General features: G+C 36.4%; 21 protein-coding genes and 1 riboswitch. Of the genes, 7 read left to right on the forward strand and 14 right to left on the reverse strand.

Features of this window, described 5'->3' with window-relative positions:
- Positions 1-103 precede the first annotated feature (103 nt).
- The 14 genes from K8P02_RS11065 to K8P02_RS11130 form a co-directional block, all read right to left on the reverse strand.
- Positions 104-640, reverse strand: coding sequence for a hypothetical protein (locus tag K8P02_RS11065; protein WP_223382350.1), 537 nt, complete (start codon positions 638-640; stop codon positions 104-106).
- Between the two features lie 12 nt (positions 641-652).
- Positions 653-1,195, reverse strand: a complete 543-nt coding sequence (locus K8P02_RS11070; protein WP_025868252.1) for an acyltransferase family protein — start codon at positions 1,193-1,195, stop codon at positions 653-655.
- 12 nt (positions 1,196-1,207) lie between these two features.
- Positions 1,208-2,311, reverse strand: coding sequence for a glycosyltransferase (locus tag K8P02_RS11075; protein ID WP_223382352.1), 1,104 nt, complete (start codon positions 2,309-2,311; stop codon positions 1,208-1,210).
- A gap of 14 nt (positions 2,312-2,325) precedes the next feature.
- Complete coding sequence (locus K8P02_RS11080; protein ID WP_223382354.1) at positions 2,326-3,306, reverse strand: glycosyltransferase family 4 protein; 981 nt, start codon at positions 3,304-3,306, stop codon at positions 2,326-2,328.
- Positions 3,307-3,322: 16 nt separating this feature from the next.
- Complete coding sequence (locus tag K8P02_RS11085) at positions 3,323-4,429, reverse strand: EpsG family protein (RefSeq protein ID WP_081768170.1); 1,107 nt, start codon at positions 4,427-4,429, stop codon at positions 3,323-3,325.
- An 89-nt stretch (positions 4,430-4,518) separates the two neighbouring features.
- Positions 4,519-5,799, reverse strand: a complete 1,281-nt coding sequence (locus K8P02_RS11090; protein WP_025868250.1) for a glycosyltransferase — start codon at positions 5,797-5,799, stop codon at positions 4,519-4,521.
- Between the two features lie 10 nt (positions 5,800-5,809).
- Positions 5,810-6,679, reverse strand: coding sequence for an alpha-1,2-fucosyltransferase (locus K8P02_RS11095; protein WP_025868249.1), 870 nt, complete (start codon positions 6,677-6,679; stop codon positions 5,810-5,812).
- A gap of 15 nt (positions 6,680-6,694) precedes the next feature.
- Positions 6,695-8,212, reverse strand: a complete 1,518-nt coding sequence (locus K8P02_RS11100) for a lipopolysaccharide biosynthesis protein (protein ID WP_025868248.1) — start codon at positions 8,210-8,212, stop codon at positions 6,695-6,697.
- A gap of 17 nt (positions 8,213-8,229) precedes the next feature.
- The gene (locus K8P02_RS11105) at positions 8,230-8,952 is read right to left on the reverse strand and encodes an acyltransferase (RefSeq protein ID WP_007486619.1); all 723 of its coding nucleotides are present in this window, start codon (positions 8,950-8,952) and stop codon (positions 8,230-8,232) included.
- 7 nt (positions 8,953-8,959) lie between these two features.
- Entirely contained in the window at positions 8,960-9,940 is a 981-nt protein-coding gene (locus K8P02_RS11110; protein WP_025868247.1) for an acyltransferase family protein, read from the reverse strand.
- Complete coding sequence (gene rfbC / locus K8P02_RS11115; protein ID WP_007486617.1) at positions 9,940-10,488, reverse strand: dTDP-4-dehydrorhamnose 3,5-epimerase; 549 nt, start codon at positions 10,486-10,488, stop codon at positions 9,940-9,942. Before rfbC ends, K8P02_RS11110 begins: the two co-directional genes overlap by 1 nt.
- Positions 10,489-10,626: 138 nt before the next feature.
- The gene (rfbA, locus tag K8P02_RS11120; protein WP_002561545.1) at positions 10,627-11,511 is read right to left on the reverse strand and encodes a glucose-1-phosphate thymidylyltransferase RfbA; all 885 of its coding nucleotides are present in this window, start codon (positions 11,509-11,511) and stop codon (positions 10,627-10,629) included.
- Positions 11,512-11,820: 309 nt separating this feature from the next.
- Positions 11,821-12,276 (reverse strand): UpxZ family transcription anti-terminator antagonist, encoded by a 456-nt coding sequence (locus K8P02_RS11125; RefSeq protein WP_002561422.1) that lies wholly within the window; start codon positions 12,274-12,276, stop codon positions 11,821-11,823.
- Between the two features lie 54 nt (positions 12,277-12,330).
- Complete coding sequence (locus tag K8P02_RS11130) at positions 12,331-12,846, reverse strand: UpxY family transcription antiterminator (RefSeq protein ID WP_007486614.1); 516 nt, start codon at positions 12,844-12,846, stop codon at positions 12,331-12,333.
- 484 nt (positions 12,847-13,330) lie between these two features.
- Between K8P02_RS11130 and K8P02_RS11135 the strand changes: the two genes are divergently transcribed.
- From K8P02_RS11135 to K8P02_RS11165, 7 genes are all read left to right on the forward strand, one after another.
- Complete coding sequence (locus tag K8P02_RS11135) at positions 13,331-14,260, forward strand: DUF5106 domain-containing protein (protein WP_025867223.1); 930 nt, start codon at positions 13,331-13,333, stop codon at positions 14,258-14,260.
- Between the two features lie 131 nt (positions 14,261-14,391).
- A riboswitch (cobalamin riboswitch) is annotated at positions 14,392-14,600 on the forward strand.
- 170 nt (positions 14,601-14,770) lie between these two features.
- Positions 14,771-16,819, forward strand: a complete 2,049-nt coding sequence (locus K8P02_RS11140; protein ID WP_223382356.1) for a TonB-dependent receptor plug domain-containing protein — start codon at positions 14,771-14,773, stop codon at positions 16,817-16,819.
- Between the two features lie 11 nt (positions 16,820-16,830).
- The gene (locus K8P02_RS11145) at positions 16,831-18,795 is read left to right on the forward strand and encodes a YncE family protein (protein WP_025867222.1); all 1,965 of its coding nucleotides are present in this window, start codon (positions 16,831-16,833) and stop codon (positions 18,793-18,795) included.
- A 39-nt stretch (positions 18,796-18,834) separates the two neighbouring features.
- Positions 18,835-19,575, forward strand: coding sequence for a DUF4465 domain-containing protein (locus tag K8P02_RS11150; RefSeq protein ID WP_002561417.1), 741 nt, complete (start codon positions 18,835-18,837; stop codon positions 19,573-19,575).
- A gap of 170 nt (positions 19,576-19,745) precedes the next feature.
- Positions 19,746-21,122 (forward strand): tryptophanase, encoded by a 1,377-nt coding sequence (locus K8P02_RS11155; protein WP_025867221.1) that lies wholly within the window; start codon positions 19,746-19,748, stop codon positions 21,120-21,122.
- 112 nt (positions 21,123-21,234) lie between these two features.
- A complete protein-coding gene (locus K8P02_RS11160; RefSeq protein WP_002561415.1) occupies positions 21,235-21,537 on the forward strand; it encodes a GNAT family N-acetyltransferase in 303 nt (100 codons plus the stop codon).
- A gap of 13 nt (positions 21,538-21,550) precedes the next feature.
- Positions 21,551-21,772: a (4Fe-4S)-binding protein gene (locus K8P02_RS11165; RefSeq protein WP_025867220.1), complete on the forward strand. Its 222-nt coding sequence runs from the start codon at positions 21,551-21,553 to the stop codon at positions 21,770-21,772.
- Positions 21,773-21,855: the final 83 nt, after the last annotated feature.

A 21,855-nucleotide genomic window follows, 5' to 3' on the forward strand; every position in this document is an offset into this window, starting at 1 on the left:
TTCTTACTACTTTTACCACCATTTCTGACGATATCGTAGTTTAATGGAATATAATGTCTATGGCTATTAATGTTCAATTTAATAATCAAGTTATGATTGTTTCTCAGAACTTAATTTTTAGTCTTAAAATCTTTGCCCAATGATTAAAAGCATTCTTATCTCCAATCATCACGGGACAATAACGGCGAATAAATTTTACGACAACAGTTATCATTAATGAGGTGATAACTGCCATAAATAGTATTTCTATATATCCAAATTGTTGTTGAATAGCAATCGGCAGATGTAAATTCAATCTATTACAGATGGCAACTATAATCGTAATAGCTCCACCATTCAAGTAATAAAATACCAAGCTATTAACTCCTATAAAACAAATCCATGGTATAGGGGGTACCAGCTTCACAAGCCTTACCATCATCATAATACCTAAAACAGCATAACAAAGATATAGCATGAAATTATGATAATCCTTGGCTCCGAAGGCCGAAGTCATGGTATGCCAATGCATCGAATCATAGATATAGAAACCAAAATAACAAACTACTAAAAGCAATAACACCCACCATTTCACTGGCACGTATCGATCAACTATATTTTCATAGATACGATAAAAAAATCCCAATCCAAAGAATGGCACAATTAATAATGCTCAATCGAAATAGTAAGGCAAACGCTCAGGATACCAAATAGAAATACAATAGCCCAATATCAGGCACACTAAACTAAAGGTAGAAATTGCTTTATGGTTCTTAGTCTTGCTTAATACCCATCCGAACATCACCTGTGCTACACCTAAAGCTACCACAAACCAAGAAGCCCAACCTAATACAATTTCTTGTAATCCAACAGATAAAGGAATATTATGACTGATAGATTTAGGAACAAATAATATAAGAGTAAATATCAGATATGTCCAAACGATTCCTCGTAAAATTTGAAGCATCTTACGTTTCAGCGAAAATTGCAGGTAGTTAGATGTAAATAAATAGCCTGAAAGAAAAAAGAAAAACGGCATCCTAAAGTATGCAAACAGATAGCTAAAATTATAATTTGTGATAGGGTAATAGACTTCACTATGGTAGAGTACTACTAAAAACATTGAAATTCCCTTGCCGAAATCTACCCATTTCTTTCTTTTGCCTCCAATTAATGATTTGTTAACATCTTGATCATTATTTGTTATCTCCAACATGGTATATAAGATCTATTTCAATAGTTTATTAAACAAATTTGTCCATGTATACACGACATCATCAGATTCAGCCTCTTTAGGAACTAATTTGAAATGACTCAAGTTCCCTTCAATAACCTCACTCATTCGAGTCATCAAATCTTCAGCCGATTCTGTATTGAAGAAAGCGGTTTGTTTAGCTCCCATAGCAGTTTCGTATGCATAAGGTAAGTCGGCTACAATCATTGGCTTATTAAAAGGAATGAATTCCGAAATAGGCAATCCCCATGTTTCAAGTTTCGAAGGGAATATCAAACAAGATGACTTGACATACATCTCCGAAACCTTCTCTTTAGACATTAATCCTGCAAATTTGATTTGCTTGATATTTCCATAAGCTTTTAAAATGTCACGTGTATAGCGGTTTTCACTTCCATCAATCGTCAGCACCACTTTAAAACTATTCACCCCCTTTTGGAGCAACAACTTAGAAGCTTCACAGATTATCTCAAAATTCTTAAAAGTTCGTGGTAAAGACGGATAGAAAAAAGTAGTAATACTATTGTTATCAGGTCTCAATGAGATCTCTACCTCAGGAGAAGGATTTTCAAAAGGCTTAGCCACAATTATTTTCTTATCTTCCAAATTATACAACCCCATAAAAGCCTTTTTCAACCAATTTTGCTGCACTATTACAGCATTATTTTTTTTGATATTTATTCGATAAAGGTATTTATAAAACTGGGAGAAGAGATACTCTTTATAACTATACTTAATCGAAGATAGCTTTGGATGGTAGAAAGGAGTGGAATTATGACAGTAAACAACTCGTAATGTTGCAGTTACGTCCGGTGTCATATCATGAATGGCTAACCATAGATATGCGTTAAGCTTTTTAGAGAGTGAACGACAAAAGAAATATTCAAAATATACACGATTAATCCATCTCTTCTTCACCCATGGATACTCAAGATATTCGATATTGGGGAAATAAGCCAATTTTTTATCATGTACCAAGGCAATAATACGATATCTTTCCGCAAAATGTTCGTTCAACTCTGTAAGTGCATTTTTGAAAATTGTTAAGGTACCACCTTCTACTAAATTCACAGCAGAAACTACTATGATTTTTTTCATAAATTCGTTTATACTTAAAGCGACTTATATAAATTCATGTATTGTTTAGCGATTTCCTGACTTTGGAAACGCATGATGTTCTTTAATCCATTTTCAACGAGACGCAATCTCAGTGTGGAATCATTTATTAAGTTCAAAAATCCTCGACGCATATCTTCAACATCGTAAGGAGATACAAGAAGGGCTGCATCACCTGCAATTTCGATAAGCGGTTCGATACAAGAAGTTATCACAGGACGCCCCATAGCGTTCCCTTCAATAATAGGCATTCCAAAACCTTCATAAATTGAGCAAAAGCTTACGATGTCACAAGCCCGATATTCTTCGATAATCTCCGCATCTCTCAATTTTGTTTTTATAATGTAATCCATTTGATGCTTTTTGAGCGCATTAGATATTTCGTCATTTAGATGGCCGATTATAATTAACTGACATTCAATGCCACTCAATGCTTCAATTGTGCGGACCACATTCTTATTAACATTGGTTCCAATCAAAAGAATATGGGGCTTCTTATGGTATGGAACAGGCTGAGGTTTTTGTCGAAGAAATGAATCATCTACTGCATTGTAGATCACCTCTATATCCTTTCGTTTAGAAAATTGCAGTACCCTACGTTTTGTTTCAGTAGAGATACATACCACTTTCCCAGCAAATCTAATTGGTAACTTAAACCAAAACAAACGAAACACCCATCGCTTCAGCGGGTTCCTGCAGAAATCATACATATTCGTGTCGTGAATAGTCAGAACCGATTTGCAACCTAATAAAGCCATAATGCAATAATGAATATCACCTGTTATATGGTTTATTGCATGTTTATTACGATGCCGCAGAACAAATAATAAATTCCTCAGCAGACTTATTACATCAGCACGATTAAAAGGAGCATAAAACTCTTGGTAATCATCTATTTTTCGAATAAAAGTCTGTGATACTTTATTTATACTAAAGCCACATTTGATATTTCTGTGAAAGAACAAAATAGGTTTCATTATACAACTCCAATTATTAATGTAATGCAACATATTCAGAATCAATATAAACAGCATTATATGGCCTAAATATATCAACTCCGAGATAACTATATGCATCCATACTTTTATTCATAGAATATAACCCCCAAATAATCAAAAAGCAAAAAGCAATTTGTTTTGCTTTTACACTATTAAGTATTCGAAATAAATAAGGGATGAGCAACACTTCAAAAATAGAGTAAAATAATACCCCACGCGATACTAATATTTGCAAAACCGTTCCACTAAAAAATATATATAAGAGTAAGGATAAAAGACTTACGTTAAAAACAAAATCAAAACTCTTATCAACAGAAGGTATTCGATTCCGCAGTAATAAAACCGAGAACACTATTATGCCACGACGAGCGATACCTAATAGTTTTGAGGGAATTGAAGAAGTGAAATCAGAAGTATTTTCTATATAAAAAGACATCTTATGATCCAAATCATCACTTGCCACAAATAACATTTCAAAAGGCAACTTGTTGATTACTCCCGAAATAGATACCAAAGAAATTATTAACAAAGAAAACCATATAATTTGAGATGGAATTCGTCTTGTAAAGAATAACAAAGGTACAAACATTAAGGCACTGATATGAAATAAGCACGCAAAAGCAATAATAACAATACTTACCATATACTTATGTCTTAGTATAAAAGGAACAGACAATAAACATATAACTAATGCCAAGTATTGCCTATTCATTCCCAAATAACCTATCATCGAGTAGTATAATACCAAAAGACTCATTAGCGGATAGGGTGAATACTTTTTAGTAAACCAATAGAATACTGAATATACAACAATTGCATGCAATAGTAAATATACAGTATAGCTGTCTGTAAAGCTCCTAACAAACTTATTCATCAAAGCATAACCAAGCTCAAATCCAGTTCGATTATCTGACATCAGACAATTTTGAAAATACCTATAATAAGGTGTCCAGTCAGATCCTATCCCCCACCTTAAACCATCATGCAATATAAACCATACTATACATAAGATTAATAAAGTACCTATGGACCTTTTTGTCCACCCCTTTGTTATCTCTATATACGCGCACAACGCTAAAAACAGAAAAGTAATGTAATACATTCAACTAACGACTATCAATGTATATAAATCACACAATCTGCAATTTATGGCTGCCTTTACGAATAAATTCCTTAATAAACATGCTACAATTAAAGTCTTCTGAATTTATAACTTTCAGTTCCTTTGGTTATTAAAAACGAATGATTTTCCCAAATTCCATATTTGCGCAATGCCCTTGTCAAATTATAATATCGATCTGCACCAATAATTTTAAATACCAAACCGAATAAAGTATTAATTCGAGATATCGTTTTTTGAGTATTTTGCGATTGTTCATTATAAACTACTGACTTAAACTCTTGATTCTTTCTTACAAATCCTTTACTACTTAAACGGTTAAAGAAATCTGAATTACAATCAAATGGATTTTCTATATCATTACCATTTTCAACCAACCCTCTAAATAATCTTCTAACAGCCAGACTAATGGTATATGCATGATTAGAAAAATAATTATAGGTATATTTTTGGTCTATAAAAGCTGCAATGTTAGCTTGCTTAAGTGCAGATCCATACTCATTGAAAAGCACAATGATATCTTCGTACTGTTTGATGTCCGATATATTCTGTTGAATCACTTCACCCGATATGAGTGATTTATAATTATATCCAGAGTAATGCACAAAAATCAAATTATCTAATTCTTCATCCAGCAGTCTTGATTCTATTTTTAGTTTTTCTGTACCTTGAATGACCTTTCTTTCATGAAAATTCCAAGGAGCAACATTCATCCCTTTATTTCTTGACACATATAGCTGTGTACCTAAAAAACAAGGAAGCATATCAACCCACTTCTGGTCTGTAAACAAATTCAGATTAGAATCGGCAAAACAATAGTCTTCAAGACGATTTTTCCACCATTTTAAGAAATTGGTAACATCACGAGTCTGTTTAAAAGCTCCAAAACCCATATTGAATACTCCAGAATAGAGTAATCTCTGTTCCTTTAAATTCCCCGAATATTCAACTTCTGCCGTTAATATGTGAGGAGTAACAACAGCACTGTAATCATTCAACTTGTTCCAAACGAAATCCAAACTGTCAAAAGTAAGAATGTCAGGATCGAAATATATAACTTTATTGTAACCTTTAGCAAAGAAATATTGTATAGAAGCAGGCTTGATAGCAGTACAAAACTCTGTTAGATTATACTTAAATGCCATTTCATACCATTTCGAATCGGAATATGACAATATTTCTTTAGCTACAAATACGTTACATGGTAATTTTGATTTCACTTCATCAGCAGGTTCATCTGCAACAACAATATAGAAATCAACATCCTTATTATATTTTTCAATGGATTTCTGCAAAGCTTGCGCCAGTCCAACGTAGTTGGTGGCAACTATAGTAAATACACAATTTTTCATAAATATAAAATTATAATTTAATCCATTCTGCCGGATAAACATCAGGAGTGGATAGATCTTTTATATACTCCTTCGGAGTAATTACGATTTTATCATCATATTCACAAAGCCAAGCACCCCACCATGAGAAAGTACTATTAGAATTAATATGATGACGACAAAGAGACATAAGATATAAATCACGCCATGAATTTAAACCATTATTGCAATCAACAAAGTGATATTCATTACCGATAAAATGTTCTCGGCACCAATTTATGTCATCTGAAAATACATAAAAAGAAGGATTATTTATATGCTTAATTGTGTATTGAATAGCCTTTTTAAAGTAATCATCTGTAGCAACTCCTCCAAATTGATAAATGCTATTTGTTTTCTTCAGATAATCTCCTCTTCTTATATGCAACGAAACAGAAGTTGGATTCTTTTCTATTTCAGTTTTCATTTTATTAAACACCTCATCTTCTTCAGAATTTGGGAATGAGAAAGTTCCCTTCACCTCTTTTTCTATTGCCTTAAAATGCTTCTCGCTAGGCCATCCTCCCCAATAAAAATTAATACCCAAAGGACTCTTAACGAGCAAATCTTCATTAAAAAGATATTTGTTGTCTTCTTTTATTATTCTAATTTTCAGTAATGATAAAAGTGAAGATACGATTTTTCTCTTTTTGAGTTGAAATAGCCAATATAGAATTCTATTTTTTATAGTATTGGGGATTTCAATGCCAAAGAGACGATTCAATTCGAAACCATTATGGTTATTAACGCCCCGCGAATCAAAAATACAGGTACAATTTTTACAGTATTTCTGTTTAGCCAAATAAAAGCTATACTGAGATAACTGATTACCTAAACCATTAAATATGACTACTACATCCATAACGCTTTATTAATTTCATATCTTTCTTTTATGGAAAAAACGATGGTATAATTGTTTTTTTTCATTGCCAGTTAACCCCAACAAATAAATTATAAAAGCAACATAAGGCATCCCTAAAAAAAGAACTGCTACAAGTCGATAACTATTATGAAATAATGTAACATATAAAAGAAGTGGTAAAAGTAGACTAAGAAATGTAACAACTAATAATCTTATTACTACCTTTCTCAAAAAATAACCTATAGGAAAATTAAACATTTTCTTAGCATATATAACCTTAATCCCTATTCCAAATAGCACAGGAAACAAAGAAGAAATAAAAGCAAATACAGGAGATAAACCTAACGAAGAAAATAAAAGGCAGAAAGGTAACGCGGTACAAATACTAACAAAAAAAATTGCTATCATATATTTTTTTATATTACGACATCCCACTATAGCTATGACTACAGTACCTGTAAGACTTTCCAACAATGTACCTACAAAAGTTAAACGCACAAACTCAACAGTATACGGAGGATATTCATTCAACCATAGCTTTAAAACCAAAGGAGCTTCCAATATAATAGGTATAGATATTATTAATACTAAATAGTAAGAAAACCTGGTACCATAAAAAATTAAATCATATAATTCGTCATATTTTTTTTGAGCTAAATTTTGTAATATTTGAGGTCTGATTGCCAAAAGAAAGTTACTAACGAATCCAGTAGCCATCGTGGATATTTTAACAGAAATTCCTCTTGAAGCATTTATAACAGAACCATAAAAATAATTCATCACTAAATCAATCCCTTGCGTCCTCGCTAGAATTGAAGAATCACCTAAAAAATTCCAACTCGCATAGCCAAACATATCTTTTATTACGGCTTTATCATAAATCAACCGAAAATGCGTTTCATAAAAATTTCGAGTACAATACAGCATGTAAATGCCCAACATCAATAAAGATACTAAAAATAAAAGAAACGAATAAAAAATCAACTTATCAAAAGTAGATACTTGTAATAAATAAACGATTATGAGTTTTAATAATACATCAACTATACTTATATATGCAAAAATTCCCATCTTTTCGTGAGCTATAATAGAAGCATTATAAGGAACAGCGAACAATTGAGCGATCAGAGTAAACAGACTAAATTGTAAACACCAGTTTGCCGCATATAAACGATCAGGCGTAATGTTCATATATGTATTTAAATACCACAACCCTATAGTTTCTACAAACACTACAAGTATTAATGATAAAATAGCCATAATCATTAGAGATGTGGAAAACATTAAATTTAATCTGTTTCCAGATTGTTTCCCCATCTCATATGTAATAAATCGACTACAAGCGTTAGAAAGAGAAGATGTTAAAATTGTAAATGTCGTTACAAGTCCACCTACAACATTATATATACCAAAATCATCAAAACCTAAAGCTGATAAAATAATTTTTGTAGTATAGATTCCGACCAGTAATACTACAACTAATCTTATATATAAAAAGAAAGTATTTTTTAGTATACGTCCTTTATTCCCCATACTGTAGTAAGAAAAAATTAATCCTCGTGATCTTTAGGATCCTCATCAAACGGGTCTCTATAATAACCAACGCCTACAATAGTTGCAGGATTACCAGAAACAATACATTTGTTGACAAATTCAGTTCTTTTCGTTACAACCGAGCAACCTGAAACTATAACATCATCGCAACTATGAGTACCTTTTAAAACTAAAGTCCGGTAACCAAACCAATTATTATTTCCTATTACAATTTCTTGATTAGCTTTAGAAACCTTACCTGTTTTAACGTTTTTAAAAAGATGGCTATCAGTATCCGTTATCCGAGATAATGTACCAACAGAACAATTACTCCCTATTTTTATACTTTTACGACATTTCAATTCTGAAGATGTCATACCAAACCGATTTCCAAGCTCTAATATTGCATTGTCACCAATATCAATAATACTATCATTTCCAATAAAACAGCTCCCCTTAAATTTTAAAATTCCACCACTATTAATAAACGCTATCCCTCTTGGACGGTTATAAGCAAGATGCATGGCTCCCATTTTTATCATACCAGGATAAATTTTATCCGATTCAATAACTAACCTACCTTTAAATAAACAATAGTTTCGGTATGTAATCCAAACAGGTAAAAATATAGCTTGCTTAAAAGGTAAATAATGAAAATTGAAATAGATTGTATTAAACAAAGAATATTTTCTAAAATCAAGAAAAATTCTTTTTATTTTTAATAGTTTTTCTTTTGTCATAATAGAACTATTTTTTACCCAATAGAAGTAATCGACTAACTTTATTCTTATTTACTATATTCAAGATTTTCACCACTATAAAAACAAAGAAAATTGAAAGTATTAGGCTTATCAAATCAATATAAATTTCATCCATCCTCGAAAAATTAAATATAAGTTTTAGTACTTTTACTAATATAACATGAATCAAATATATTCCCATTGTATACATTCCATAACTCGTCATCCAATGAACGATGTGTAAGTTCTTTATAGAAGAATAGATTTTAACAATAACAAAGTAGACAGAAAGACTACCTAAAAGACCAATGAAAAATCGATAAAAAGTAACATATAAATTATTTATATCAAATGTCCCTGTTCTATAATCAATAATTTTTATTGGAGTGTTATAGATTGTATACTCACTATCCCAAAAGTATAAACAAAATGCAAAGAATGGTATCGAAATCCATACATACTTTTTCAGAAAATGATATTTACTTTCTATTTTATGTGTCAAATATCCTAGAACAAAATAAGGATACATAAAAGATACTAACCAAGGAATATAAGGAAATAGAGTCAATACAATAACACTTACCAACAAAATCTTAAATTTCAAAGATAAATAAAGTATTATGTAACACAAAAATAAACATTTAAGAAACCAAAAAGCGTTAAATGGTGGTTCATAGGTATGAGATATATGTAACGTAAATGATAAAGAATACAATATAAACTCTTGTATTATGTAAAATAAAAAAGTCAGCAATATTAATTGACAGAATTTAGAAACAAATATTTCTTTCCAATTTTTATTTAATGATGAATAAGAAAAATAACCACTTAACAACATAAACAAAGGCATATGAAAAGAATAAATCACATGATGAACAGAATTTTGCCAAAAACCATCTGTATCAATCCCTTCTATTACATGACACCATACTACCAAAAATATTGATATAAATTTCACAAAATCAACAGATAAGATTCTCTGTTTCATCAATATAAATCATTAATGTTTTTCAATCTCAGATGTTTACTATCTTTCTCACTTACTAAAACTTTCTCTAAAGGTATCTTCCAATCAATCCCCAGCTCCGCATCATTCCAGGCTATTGCTCCTTCCGCTTCCGGATGATAAAACTCATCACATTTATATTGGAAAATAACCTCTTCGCTCAATACACTAAACCCATGTGCAAATCCACGGGGTATAAAAAACTGGCGATGGTTTCCCTCCGTCAATTCCACAGCCACATGCTGTCCGAAAGTAGGGGAACCTTTGCGGATATCTACGGCAACATCCAGTACTGCACCTTTTATCACACGTACCAGTTTGCTCTGTGCAAAAGGAGGTTTCTGATAATGCAACCCACGAATTACACCATAACCGGATTTGGATTCATTATCCTGAACAAACGTCGTTTTACAGACCTTTTCTTCAAACTCTCTCTGATTGAAAGATTCGAAAAAGTAACCACGCTCATCTTTAAAAAGACGTGGCTCAATAATGACTACGCCTTCTATGGAAGTCTTTATTATATTCATAATTTGATAGGAAAAGTATACGATTTAAAAGAGAAATATAAAGGTGTACATTTTTGTGTGACAAGAATGTACATTATTACACTGCAAAAGTGTACACTCTTGTTATACAAAAATGTACATTCTTATAACAGTTGATATTCAATGCTTTAACTCGTCTATTACTTTCAGTAAATATTGCCCGTACTGATTCTTCAGCATCGGCTTTGCCAGTTCCTGCATTTTATCTGCCGTTATCCAGCCTTGACGTAATGCAATACCTTCCAGACAGGCAACCTTCAATCCCTGGCGCTTCTCTATCACTTCGATAAAGGTACTGGCTTCCGAAAGGGAATCATGTGTACCTGTATCCAGCCATGCAAAACCACGACCTAACAACTGGACTTTCAGCTCTTCATCATTCAGAAATTCCTGATTCACGGTGGTTATTTCTAACTCTCCACGGGCAGATGGTTTGATATTTTTGGCCACCTCAACCACTTTATTGGGATAAAAATAGAGTCCGACTACGGCATAGTTACTTTTGGGATGAACCGGTTTTTCTTCAATGCTCAATACATTCCCCTCCTTATCGAACTCGGCAACTCCGTAACGCTCCGGATCACTGACCCAGTAACCAAACACGGTTGCTTTCTGTTCTTCTTCGGCCAGACGAACAGACTCTTTCAACATCCGGGTAAAGCTTTGCCCATAGAAAATATTATCTCCCAATACCAGACAGACAGAATCATTACCGATGAATTCCTCACCGATGATAAATGCTTGTGCCAACCCATCGGGCGAAGGTTGCTCTGCATATTCAAAACGAACACCAAAGTCCGAACCGTCTCCTAATAGGCGCTGGAAACCCGGCAGATCATAAGGCGTGGAGATGATTAATATTTCGCGGATACCGGCAAGCATTAATACGGATATCGGATAGTAAATCATGGGCTTGTCGAAGATAGGCAACAGCTGTTTACTTACCCCTTTGGTGATAGGATATAGACGGGTGCCTGAACCGCCGGCTAATACAATTCCTTTCATAAAACCATCGATTGAAAATTAAGATTATTGGAAAATAAAATTTACAGAAAAAAGTAGTTCTATTAACTTCTCAATATAAACTCTGTCAAATTCAGAAAACTCTTATTCTTTTCTCTACGATAAACGCCTCATTTCTCTACGAGAATCGACCCGATCTCCGTAGAGTTTCTCTCTGTTCCTCGTAGAGAAAAATTAGTAAAACATAACTATTTAATAATCAAATCGTTACAACAAATCAACATTGTATATATTTTCCACCATTATTATATAACAAAATAGTTTATTGAAATACTAAATGAATACGAAATATTATAACCTACCATCTTCTAATTCTTTCAAAGCTTCCACTACCGTTCCTTCCTCCGAAGACAACTGCCGTCCACCTCCCCAACCATCAACAATACGCCGAATCTCTTCTATCAATTCTTCATCAAACACTTCATCATAACAAGAGAGTAACAAACGGCATTTCAATACAGAATCGTCCAAGTGATCCAAGACAATAAAAGCACGATCTAATATTCCCTGTATTTTTGCTTCTTTATTACTATCTGAGTACGCTGTGGCTCTATACCCCATCAACAACGCAAGGCAAAGCGAAGCCTCTTCCTCGTCCGTCTCTCCTTTTCTGTCAAAAAGAGATTCGGACAAGCGAAAAACTTCTGTGTTAAGTTGGCAAAAACGATCTGTATAGATGGGGGTACCATCAATACCCAGATACAATAATTCGTGAGAGATGCTTTGCAACTCCCGAACCTGGTTCATTAATTTATCCATTTACTTCGTAGTTAGAAATCAGTAGTAAGCAATTACTATTATTTATGAAAGGATGTGCAGATAACTTTTGGGGACTTTAATACTGGCAGTGAGAATGCCATTAATCCGGATCATCACATGTGTGCGATTGGCAATACTGACAAGTTCGCCCTCAACACCGCAAAGGTCTCCTTTGACAACCTGGACCTTAACTCCAACAGCAAAAGATTCATCATTCAATATTACACTTTCGGGAGAGAGATCCATAACGAACATGAAATCACGCATTTGCTTATCGGGAATAATGAGCAGGCTATTTGTCCGGAGATCCTTCATATAGAATAACTGAACATTATAATCTTTCGTTATAGACCAGGCACGATCTTTGGTAGCACGAACAAATATCAGATTCCTGATAACAGGTACTTCCACACGACGTTTGCGATACTTCAACTGACGAATCACAAACTGAGTGGGCATAAAGCACTCGACATTCAGTTTCTCCAAAGAATTACGGATCGCAAACTCCTGATCCTTACGGGTTCGGGCAGCAAACCAATATTCCTGTTGTTCAGACATTTATGATTTTAAAATTGGAGTGATTTAGTAACCTTCAGGTACGCTACGCGGCTTGGACGAGACATCTTACTCATTCAAACCGAAAGAATTAAAAAAACTGTTTCAGACAGCAAACGGACAGAGATATAACTTTACTGAACGTTCTTTTTTAGACGGGGACAAAGGTAAAACGGATAAATGAAACAACAAAACATTTTTGATAATTTTATTTCGTTTCTCCATCGGTATGGATTCTTTGCCATTAAAGAATAGGTAATTAATACTATGTTAATTAGGTAATTAAGGGTATAATAAATACTATTTTAACACTGCGTTAAATACGTACTTTTAGTACACAAAAATAGGATAGTTGATAAAAAGCCTTCGAATTAACTAAAAAGGAATATTTAGTTATCATATAATAAAGTAAAGGACTTTCCCGGGCTTTTTTATTGCCCCGAAAGAATAATCATGTAAATTTGTAGCACAATAAAAATTCTGGAAAATGAAATATATAAAGTATCTTCCAATTGCTCTTATGCTTTGTCTCTGTTCCTGCAAAAGTGGAAATGCAACTAGTCAGGCTACTGATATCCCACAAGACAGTATTAAAACATTCACCTTACCCGCTATCCCCGCTATGCTGAATACTCCGGAATTAAGGGCTGATTTTCTGGTACGCCATTATTGGGATAATGTCAACTTTGCAGATACTAACTATATTCATCATCCGGACATCACCGAACAAGCCTGGGCTGATTATTGCGACATTCTGAATCATGTACCCCTGAGAACAGCACAGGAGGTCATGAAAGAAACAATCCAGAAAACGGAAGTAGAAAGAAAGATGTTTGACCACATCACCGAATTAGCAGACAAATATCTCTACGATCCAAACTCACCGTTGCGAAATGAAGAGTTTTATATTCCGGTATTGGAAGCAATGGTAGCCTCTCCTATCCTGAGTGAAACTGAAAAGATTCGCCCACAGGCTCGATTGGAACTCGCACAAAAAAACCGTGTAGGTACAAAAGCACTTGACTTTACGTATACATTAGCATCGGGCGCACAAGGTACGCTCTATCAGATAAAATCCGACTACACCCTCCTATTCATCAACAATCCCGGTTGCCATGCCTGTACGGAAACAATAGAAGCATTGAAAAGTATTCCCATGGTAAGCGAATTGATAAAAAAGAAAAAATTAACCATTCTCTCTCTTTATCCTGACGAGGAACTGGATGAATGGAGAAAACACCGTAGTGAATTCCCTGCCGAATGGATTAACGGATATGATAAATCATTCACCATCAAAACAAAAAATCTCTACGACCTGAAAGCCATTCCAACCCTTTATCTACTGGATGCCAACAAAAAGGTATTACTGAAAGATGCTACAATACAGGCTATCTATGATAATTTGCCAATGCAATAATTAATGTGCCAATGTGTTAATATGCCAATGTGCCAATTGGCTGCGCTGCCACGCCGCATGGTAATTGGCACATTGGCATATTGACACATTGGCATATTACCACATTATTTTTGTTATTCTGAATTTTCTTCCTATCTTTGCCGTGCATTGGTTCGCAACCTCTTCTTATTCGGAAGAATGCGATTAAAAGGGAATCAGGTGTAAATCCTGAACAGTCCCGCTGCTGTAAGTTCCAATGAATTATGTTATGAACAACTACCACTTTAGCCACTGGGGAAATCCTGGGAAGGCGTTCGTAACAGGAACAAGTCAGAAGACCTGCCATGCTATCTTTTTTCATTGCTTTCGAGGAAAAAGCGTTGAGTCTAATGAGCCGGATAAGTTCTATCCATCATTTCATTCACCACTCTGATTCAGAGAAAGTATATTTTTTTAATAAACTCTGCCAAGTTTATTTATATGTCCGGCCGAAGGGATTTCGCCCGGACATTTTAATGCAAAACTAATGAGATGAACAAATTGAGACAGATCATTAAGTATAAACTCTGGGGTACAGTTACCTGCTACCTTTTCTATATTCCTCTGCTTTCTGCGCAGCAGCAAAAAGTGGATACCACACATATTTATTCGATCCCCGAAGTGATTGTTGCCGACCGCTACCAGACACGGGAAATACGTTCGACAGCTCCCATACAAGTTTTTTCTAAAGAAGAACTTAAAAACCTGCATGCATTACAGGTTTCTGATGCAGTGAAACATTTCGCAGGAGTAACCATCAAAGATTATGGTGGTATCGGAGGACTGAAAACCATATCTCTACGTAGCCTGGGAGCACAGCATACAGCCATAGGATATGACGGTATTACTTTAACGGATTGTCAAACGGGACAAATTGATATCGGACGTTTCTCATTAGACAATGTAGACCGGTTATCGCTCAGCAATGGACAAAGCGACAACATATTCCAACCTGCACGCTTTTTTGCATCCGCAGGGTTACTGAATATCCAGACGTTGACTCCACGATTCAATGACAATAAAAAAACAAACATCAGTGGTTCTTTTAAAACCGGCTCGTGGGGGCTGGTCAATCCTTCTCTGATGATAGAGCAAAAAATAAGTAAGAAATGGGCGTTCTCTGCCAATAGCGAATGGATGTCAGCAGATGGGCAATATCCTTTCACACTCTATTATGGTGATAAAAATGACATGACTTCCCGCGAGAAAAGAAGGAATACACAGGTGGAAAACTTACGTGCCGAAGCCGGACTATTCGGAAACTTCTCTGCAACAGAACAGTGGCGGATGAAAGCATATTACTATCAATCATCACGCGGATTGCCCAATGCCACTTCACTGTATTATGACTACGCGGCACAGCACTTATGGGATAAGAACGTTTTTGTGCAAAGCCAGTACAAAAAGGAATTTAACCGCCAATGGGTGTTCCAGACCTCAGCAAAATGGAACTGGAGTTACCAGCGTTATCTGGACCCTACTTACAATAACTCAGAAGGTAAACAGGATAACAGTTATTATCAGCAGGAATACTATCTGTCAGCATCGGCACTCTTCCGGGCGTTGGACAATCTTTCGTTTTCACTCTCTACAGACGGAAGTATCAATACCCTTAATGCCAACCTGCACGAATTCGCCTATCCTACACGTTACTCATGGCTGACGGTAATAGCCGGAAAATACGTAAATGAATGGTTGACGCTTTCAGCTTCGGCACTCGCTACAGTGATTAATGAAAAAACTCAGCAAGGAGCCAGTGCAGGCAATCACCGTAAACTAACTCCCTATGTAAGTGCTTCATTCAAGCCTCTCAGCAGCGAGGAATTCCGAATTCGCTTTTTCTATAAGGACATTTTCCGCCTGCCCAACTTCAACGATTTATATTATGGCGAAGTAGGCAATATCGATTTACGCCCGGAGAATACCCGGCAATACAATATCGGCGTTACATATAACAGAGCTATCTCTGAGTTCCTCCCCTATCTCTCTGTAACCATAGATGCCTATTATAATAAGGTGTCGGACAAGATCATCGCTACCCCCACAAAAGATATCTTTGTGTGGAGCATGACCAATCTGGGAAAAGTAGAAATAAAAGGAGTGGATGTCACCGGAAACATAGTATTACAACCGATGGAGAAACTGCGTATCAATCTCTCCGGAAACTATACTTACCAGCGCGCACTGGATGTGACCGATCCGGTAAATGAACCTCAAAAAAGAACTTACAAGCACCAGATTGCTTATACGCCCCGTGTATCAGGTTCGGGACAAGCGGGAATAGAAACACCCTGGATTAATTTCTCGTACGCATTACTCTTTTCCGGGAAACGCTACACACAAGGAGAAAATATAAGTACGAACCGTCTGGATGGTTATAGCGATCATAGCCTTTCGGCAAGCCGTGATTTTAAAATCCGAAATATAAATACGTCACTCAGTTTAGAAGTACTCAATCTGTTGGATAAGAATTATGAAATCATCAAAAACTTCCCCATGCCGGGACGTTCGGTACGTGCTACACTGAAAGTTACCTATTAAATAACCTTATGATGAAATATAAATATCTCATATATCTGCTCTTCTCTCTGCTACTACATGCCTGTGATGACATGGTGGATCAGGACATACCCGGTGGAAACAGTAACGGAAATGTCATAGAAACCGGAACATCCGAGATGTATGTACTTAACGAAGGACTTTTCAATCTGAACAACAGTACTTTGATGCGTTACTCGTTTAAAGACAGCCGGATGGATATGAATTATTTCCGTAGCCTCAATCGTCGCGGACTGGGTGATACCGCCAATGACATGGCTATTTACGGAGAAAAGCTCTACATTGTAGTCAATGTTTCGAGTCAGATAGAGGTGATAGACTTACAATCGGGACTTTCACTAAAGCAGATTCCAATGCTAACAGAAAACGGAAGTTCACGGCAACCACGATTTATTACGTTCCACAAGGATAAGGCGTATGTATGTTCGTATGACGGAACAGTAGCACGGATAGATACCACCTCACTAACTATTGAAGGTTATGCCAAAGTAGGACGAAACCCGGATGGCATCTGTGTACAGGGAGATAAGCTCTATGTATCCAATTCCGGAGGGCTCGACTGGGACGGAACCGGTGTGGACAATACGGTATCAGTGGTAAGTACGGAACCATTTGAAGAAATCAAAAAGATACAGGTGGGTCCCAACCCCGGTAAAATAGCAGCAGACGAATACGGACATGTGTATGTAGCTACACGCGGAGAGAAAATCAGTACAGGAGACTATAACTTTGTACAGATAAATACCACCACTGATGAAGTAGCACAAATCTACAACGAAAAAGTTATGAGTTTTGCCATCAATGACCAGCTTGCCTATTTGTATAACTTCAACTACGAGACACAGACTTCGCAGATAAAAGTATTCAATCTGCAAACAGGAACAACGCTGCGTGAAAACTTTATTGCAGACGGTACGGAAATACATACTCCTTACAGTATTTGTATCAATCCATACAGCGGGAATGTCTATATCACAGAAGCCTATAACTATCAGGTGAGAGGAGATGTACTCTGCTTCAATCCGCAAGGGGAACTACAATACCGCCTTCAAGGCGTAGGGCAAAATCCGAATGCAGTGGCCTTCTCTGACAAAAGTTCACAAAGTAGTGGCGGCGGTTCAACCGAAGATCCACGCGCTGCCGCTTTTGCTAATAAGGTATTGGAATATCGCCCGGCTCCGTCACAATACATGAATACCAGCACCACCGCTTACAAAGAAGGATTCACCTACGAACAGGTATTGGAATATGCTACCCAGCGGATACAGGATCGTCTTATGCTCTCATTAGGTGGATTCGGAGGAAATATCATAGTGGGATTCAAGCAGCCCATTCGCAATATAACAGGCGAGTACGATTTCAAAGTATATGGTAATGCTTCTTATAACATGTATGGCACAGGTACAGGTAAGCCGGGTGGCAGCGCTGAACCGGGCATTGTACTGGTGTCGAAAGATGTGAACGGTAACGGCCTGCCGGATGATGAATGGTACGAACTGGCAGGAAGTGAGTATGGCACAGATACGGAAACGCGTGGATATGAAATTACCTATCATCGCCCTCAAGTAGAAAACACAGATATACGATGGACGGATAATCAAGGAAAGGACGGATTCATTCTCCGAAATAGTTTCCACACGCAAGCCTCATACTATCCTGCATGGATAACAGAAAATGAAATAACCTTCCGGGGAACGCGCCTGAAAGACAATGCAGTGAATGAAAACGGTATGTGGATAGGTTATTGCTATGCCTGGGGATATGCAGACAACCATCCGAACAGTACGGAAATGTCTAAGTTTAAAATAGACTGGGCCGTGGATGCCGATGGTAACAAAGTAGTGCTGGACGAAATAGATTTTGTGAAGATATATACCGCTATCAATCAGAATGCAGGGCCAATGGGAGAAATCTCCACAGAAATAATGACGGTGGAAGATTTACATTTCGACAATTAAATAAACTCAATTAATAAATTTTTAAATCAAGACAACAAAATGAAAAAACTATCTTTATTAATGCTGTTATCAGTATTTGTATTTTGGGGATGTAGTAATGACGATGACGAAGTAAAAAACGAGGTAACACTCAGTTTTGAGAATTTGTTAACAGAAGAAAATAGTGAATTTATTTCTAAGGCAGGCGAACCGAATAACCAAGGCTTCCAAGAAGATACTTTTAAAGATCCTAAGAACTTAGCTACATTCTCTCACTATTATGCCGATTGGGGAAGCGGATATAGTTTCTCCGGATTTACTTATATGAATAAAACTGACAATACAACAGCAAACAGTCCGGCCCCTATCTGCGGGAAAGCTAAAATAGGAAAAGTATACATTGCGGCTAATCCAACCGACTTTACTAACGCGACTTTAGTTATTAATCAACCTGATCAATACAAAATAAAAGGTACATGGATCACTAACAGTACATGGGCATATATGGGTATGACTGTAGGTGATGCAAGTGCAAACAAATTTAAGAAAGGAAACTGGTACAAAGCTATAGCCATAGGGTACGATGCAAAAGATAATGAAGTAGGCAAAACTGAAATCATGCTTGCAGACTACAAAACAGACAATGATCTTCCTGTAAAAGATTGGATATGGTTTGATCTTACTCCACTAAACAATGCTGTAAAAGTGCAATTTGCACTCGATTGCAATGACAAAAGCGGTGATTATATGAATACAGCTCAATACATTTGTTTAGATGGTATCACCCTCATCGAAAAATAAAACAATCACTTCGGCATAATGCCGGTTGCATATCCTTAAAGTGCCTATTGCATTCACTCCAAATGCAACAGGCACTTTTTATTACCCCACCCTATCAAAAAGTCAGTATTTTATTGCTCATATCAAAGTAAAACAGTAAATTAGGCGAGCAAAACCAAATATCTAAGGAAATGAAATTACCTTTTGCTGAATCATGGAAAATTAAAATGGTAGAGCCCATCCGCAAAAGTACCCGTCAGGAACGTGAGCAATGGATAAAAGAGGCACACTACAATGTATTTCAACTAAAAGCCGAACAAGTCTATATTGACCTCATCACTGACTCTGGTACCGGAGCTATGAGTGATCGCCAATGGGCAGGAATGATGTTAGGAGACGAGAGCTATGCCGGAGCTTCCTCATTCTTCAAGCTAAAAGACAAAATCACCCAGTTAACAGGATTCGAATATATTATTCCTACCCATCAGGGACGTGCTGCTGAAAATGTACTATTCTCTTATCTTGTACACGAAGGAGATATCGTACCGGGAAACTCACACTTCGATACCACCAAAGGTCATATAGAAGGACGTAAAGCCCTCGCACTGGATTGCACGATTGATGAAGCGAAGCAAACACAGCTGGAAATTCCCTTCAAAGGGAACGTGGATCCTGCCAAGTTAGAGAAAGCCTTACAGGAACATGCCGACCAAATTCCCTTTATCATAGTAACCATCACCAATAACACAGCCGGCGGACAGCCCGTTTCTATGCAAAACTTACGGGAAGTACGTGCTCTGGCCGACAAATACAATAAACCGGTACTTTTCGATTCAGCCCGCTTTGCCGAAAATGCCTACTTTATCAAAACACGTGAAGAGGGATATGGCAATAAAACAATCAAAGAAATCACACGCGAAATGTTTGACTTAGCAGATGGCATGACCATGAGTGCCAAGAAAGACGGTATCGTAAATATGGGAGGCTTTATTGCCACCCGTCGTAAAGAATGGTATGAAGGAGCAAAAGGCTTCTGTGTACAATATGAGGGATATCTTACGTACGGAGGAATGAACGGACGCGATATGAATGCTCTTGCCATTGGTCTGGATGAGAACACTGAATTCGATAATCTTGAAACACGCATCCATCAGGTACAATACCTCGCAAAGAAACTGGATGAATATGGTATCCCTTACCAACGTCCTGCCGGAGGACATGCCATCTTTGTAGATGCTCCGAAGGTACTGACCTGCGTACCGAAAGAAGAGTTTCCGGCGCAAACACTAACGATTGAATTATATCTGGAAGCCGGTATCCGTGGATGCGAAATAGGATACCTGCTGGCAGACCGTGATCCGATAACCCGACAGAATCGCTTCAACGGATTGGATCTGTTACGCCTTGCTATCCCCCGTCGTGTATATACTGACAATCATATGGATGTAATTGCAGCCGCATTAAAAAATGTATACGATCGCAGAGAAAGCGTAACACGCGGAGTACATATCACGTGGGAAGCCCCATTAATGAGGCACTTCACTGTACAACTGGAAAGATTAGAATAAATAATGTGCCAATAAAATAATGTCCAATATGCTACTATGTTCGATAGAAGCAACAAACAAAAACTTCGGATAATCTGTTTATAAGATATATATTAAACAATTAACGTAGAAAATGGCAGAAGTTTATGAACTCATTGACAATGAAGAAAATCGAAGATACGAGTTTCGCATTGATGGCCACATCGCCAAAATAGAATATATAAAGACCCCGAACGGAGAAATATACCTGACTCATACTGAAGTTCCACGAGCTTTGGGAGGCAAGGGAATAGGTTCTCAGTTAGTAGAGAAAACACTTAAAGACATCGAACAAAAAGACTTGCGTCTGGTGCCACTTTGCCCGTTCGTAGCCGGATATATTCACAAACATCCGGAATGGAGACGTATCGTAATGAAAGGTTTTCACATTCAATAAAATTTAAAAAGACATGGGAAAGAAAATAGAATATTCAAATGGTGAAATGACCATTATATGGCAACCTGAACTTTGCCAGCACGCAGGTATTTGTGTTAAAATGTTACCTAATGTATACCATCCCAAAGAAAGGCCATGGGTACAAATTGAAAACGCAACCACAGAAGAGTTGATTGCACAGATCAAAAAATGCCCTTCGGGAGCATTAAGTTATAAAATGAATAAAGATAAATAGAAAAGGAAACGATATAGAAAGTCTGCTAAAGTAACTAATGTGTATTTTTAGAAACGCAGATTTACGCAAATTATCGCAAATCC

The organism is Bacteroides nordii (genome assembly GCF_019930665.1).
Taxonomy (GTDB): Bacteria; Bacteroidota; Bacteroidia; order Bacteroidales; family Bacteroidaceae; genus Bacteroides; species Bacteroides nordii.

Bases quoted from the DNA above. Each gene is read 5' to 3' on its own strand.
- K8P02_RS11150 (WP_002561417.1), top strand. From the start codon at position 18,835: ATGAAAAAACTATCTTTATTAATGCTGTTATCAGTATTTGTATTTTGG.
- K8P02_RS11145 (WP_025867222.1), top strand. From the start codon at position 16,831: ATGAAATATAAATATCTCATATATCTGCTCTTCTCTCTGCTACTACAT.
- K8P02_RS11125 (WP_002561422.1), bottom strand. From the start codon at position 12,276: ATGAACCAGGTTCGGGAGTTGCAAAGCATCTCTCACGAATTATTGTAT.
- K8P02_RS11165 (WP_025867220.1), top strand. From the start codon at position 21,551: ATGGGAAAGAAAATAGAATATTCAAATGGTGAAATGACCATTATATGG.
- K8P02_RS11110 (WP_025868247.1), bottom strand. From the start codon at position 9,940: ATGAAACAGAGAATCTTATCTGTTGATTTTGTGAAATTTATATCAATA.
- K8P02_RS11075 (WP_223382352.1), bottom strand. From the start codon at position 2,311: ATGAAAAAAATCATAGTAGTTTCTGCTGTGAATTTAGTAGAAGGTGGT.
- K8P02_RS11095 (WP_025868249.1), bottom strand. From the start codon at position 6,679: ATGGATGTAGTAGTCATATTTAATGGTTTAGGTAATCAGTTATCTCAG.
- K8P02_RS11160 (WP_002561415.1), top strand. From the start codon at position 21,235: ATGGCAGAAGTTTATGAACTCATTGACAATGAAGAAAATCGAAGATAC.
- K8P02_RS11085 (WP_081768170.1), bottom strand. From the start codon at position 4,429: ATGTATTACATTACTTTTCTGTTTTTAGCGTTGTGCGCGTATATAGAG.
- K8P02_RS11140 (WP_223382356.1), top strand. From the start codon at position 14,771: ATGAACAAATTGAGACAGATCATTAAGTATAAACTCTGGGGTACAGTT.
- K8P02_RS11070 (WP_025868252.1), bottom strand. From the start codon at position 1,195: ATGTTGGAGATAACAAATAATGATCAAGATGTTAACAAATCATTAATT.
- rfbC (WP_007486617.1), bottom strand. From the start codon at position 10,488: ATGAATATAATAAAGACTTCCATAGAAGGCGTAGTCATTATTGAGCCA.
- K8P02_RS11130 (WP_007486614.1), bottom strand. From the start codon at position 12,846: ATGTCTGAACAACAGGAATATTGGTTTGCTGCCCGAACCCGTAAGGAT.
- K8P02_RS11155 (WP_025867221.1), top strand. From the start codon at position 19,746: ATGAAATTACCTTTTGCTGAATCATGGAAAATTAAAATGGTAGAGCCC.
- K8P02_RS11080 (WP_223382354.1), bottom strand. From the start codon at position 3,306: ATGAAACCTATTTTGTTCTTTCACAGAAATATCAAATGTGGCTTTAGT.
- K8P02_RS11105 (WP_007486619.1), bottom strand. From the start codon at position 8,952: ATGACAAAAGAAAAACTATTAAAAATAAAAAGAATTTTTCTTGATTTT.
- K8P02_RS11090 (WP_025868250.1), bottom strand. From the start codon at position 5,799: ATGAAAAATTGTGTATTTACTATAGTTGCCACCAACTACGTTGGACTG.
- rfbA (WP_002561545.1), bottom strand. From the start codon at position 11,511: ATGAAAGGAATTGTATTAGCCGGCGGTTCAGGCACCCGTCTATATCCT.
- K8P02_RS11135 (WP_025867223.1), top strand. From the start codon at position 13,331: ATGAAATATATAAAGTATCTTCCAATTGCTCTTATGCTTTGTCTCTGT.
- K8P02_RS11100 (WP_025868248.1), bottom strand. From the start codon at position 8,212: ATGGGGAATAAAGGACGTATACTAAAAAATACTTTCTTTTTATATATA.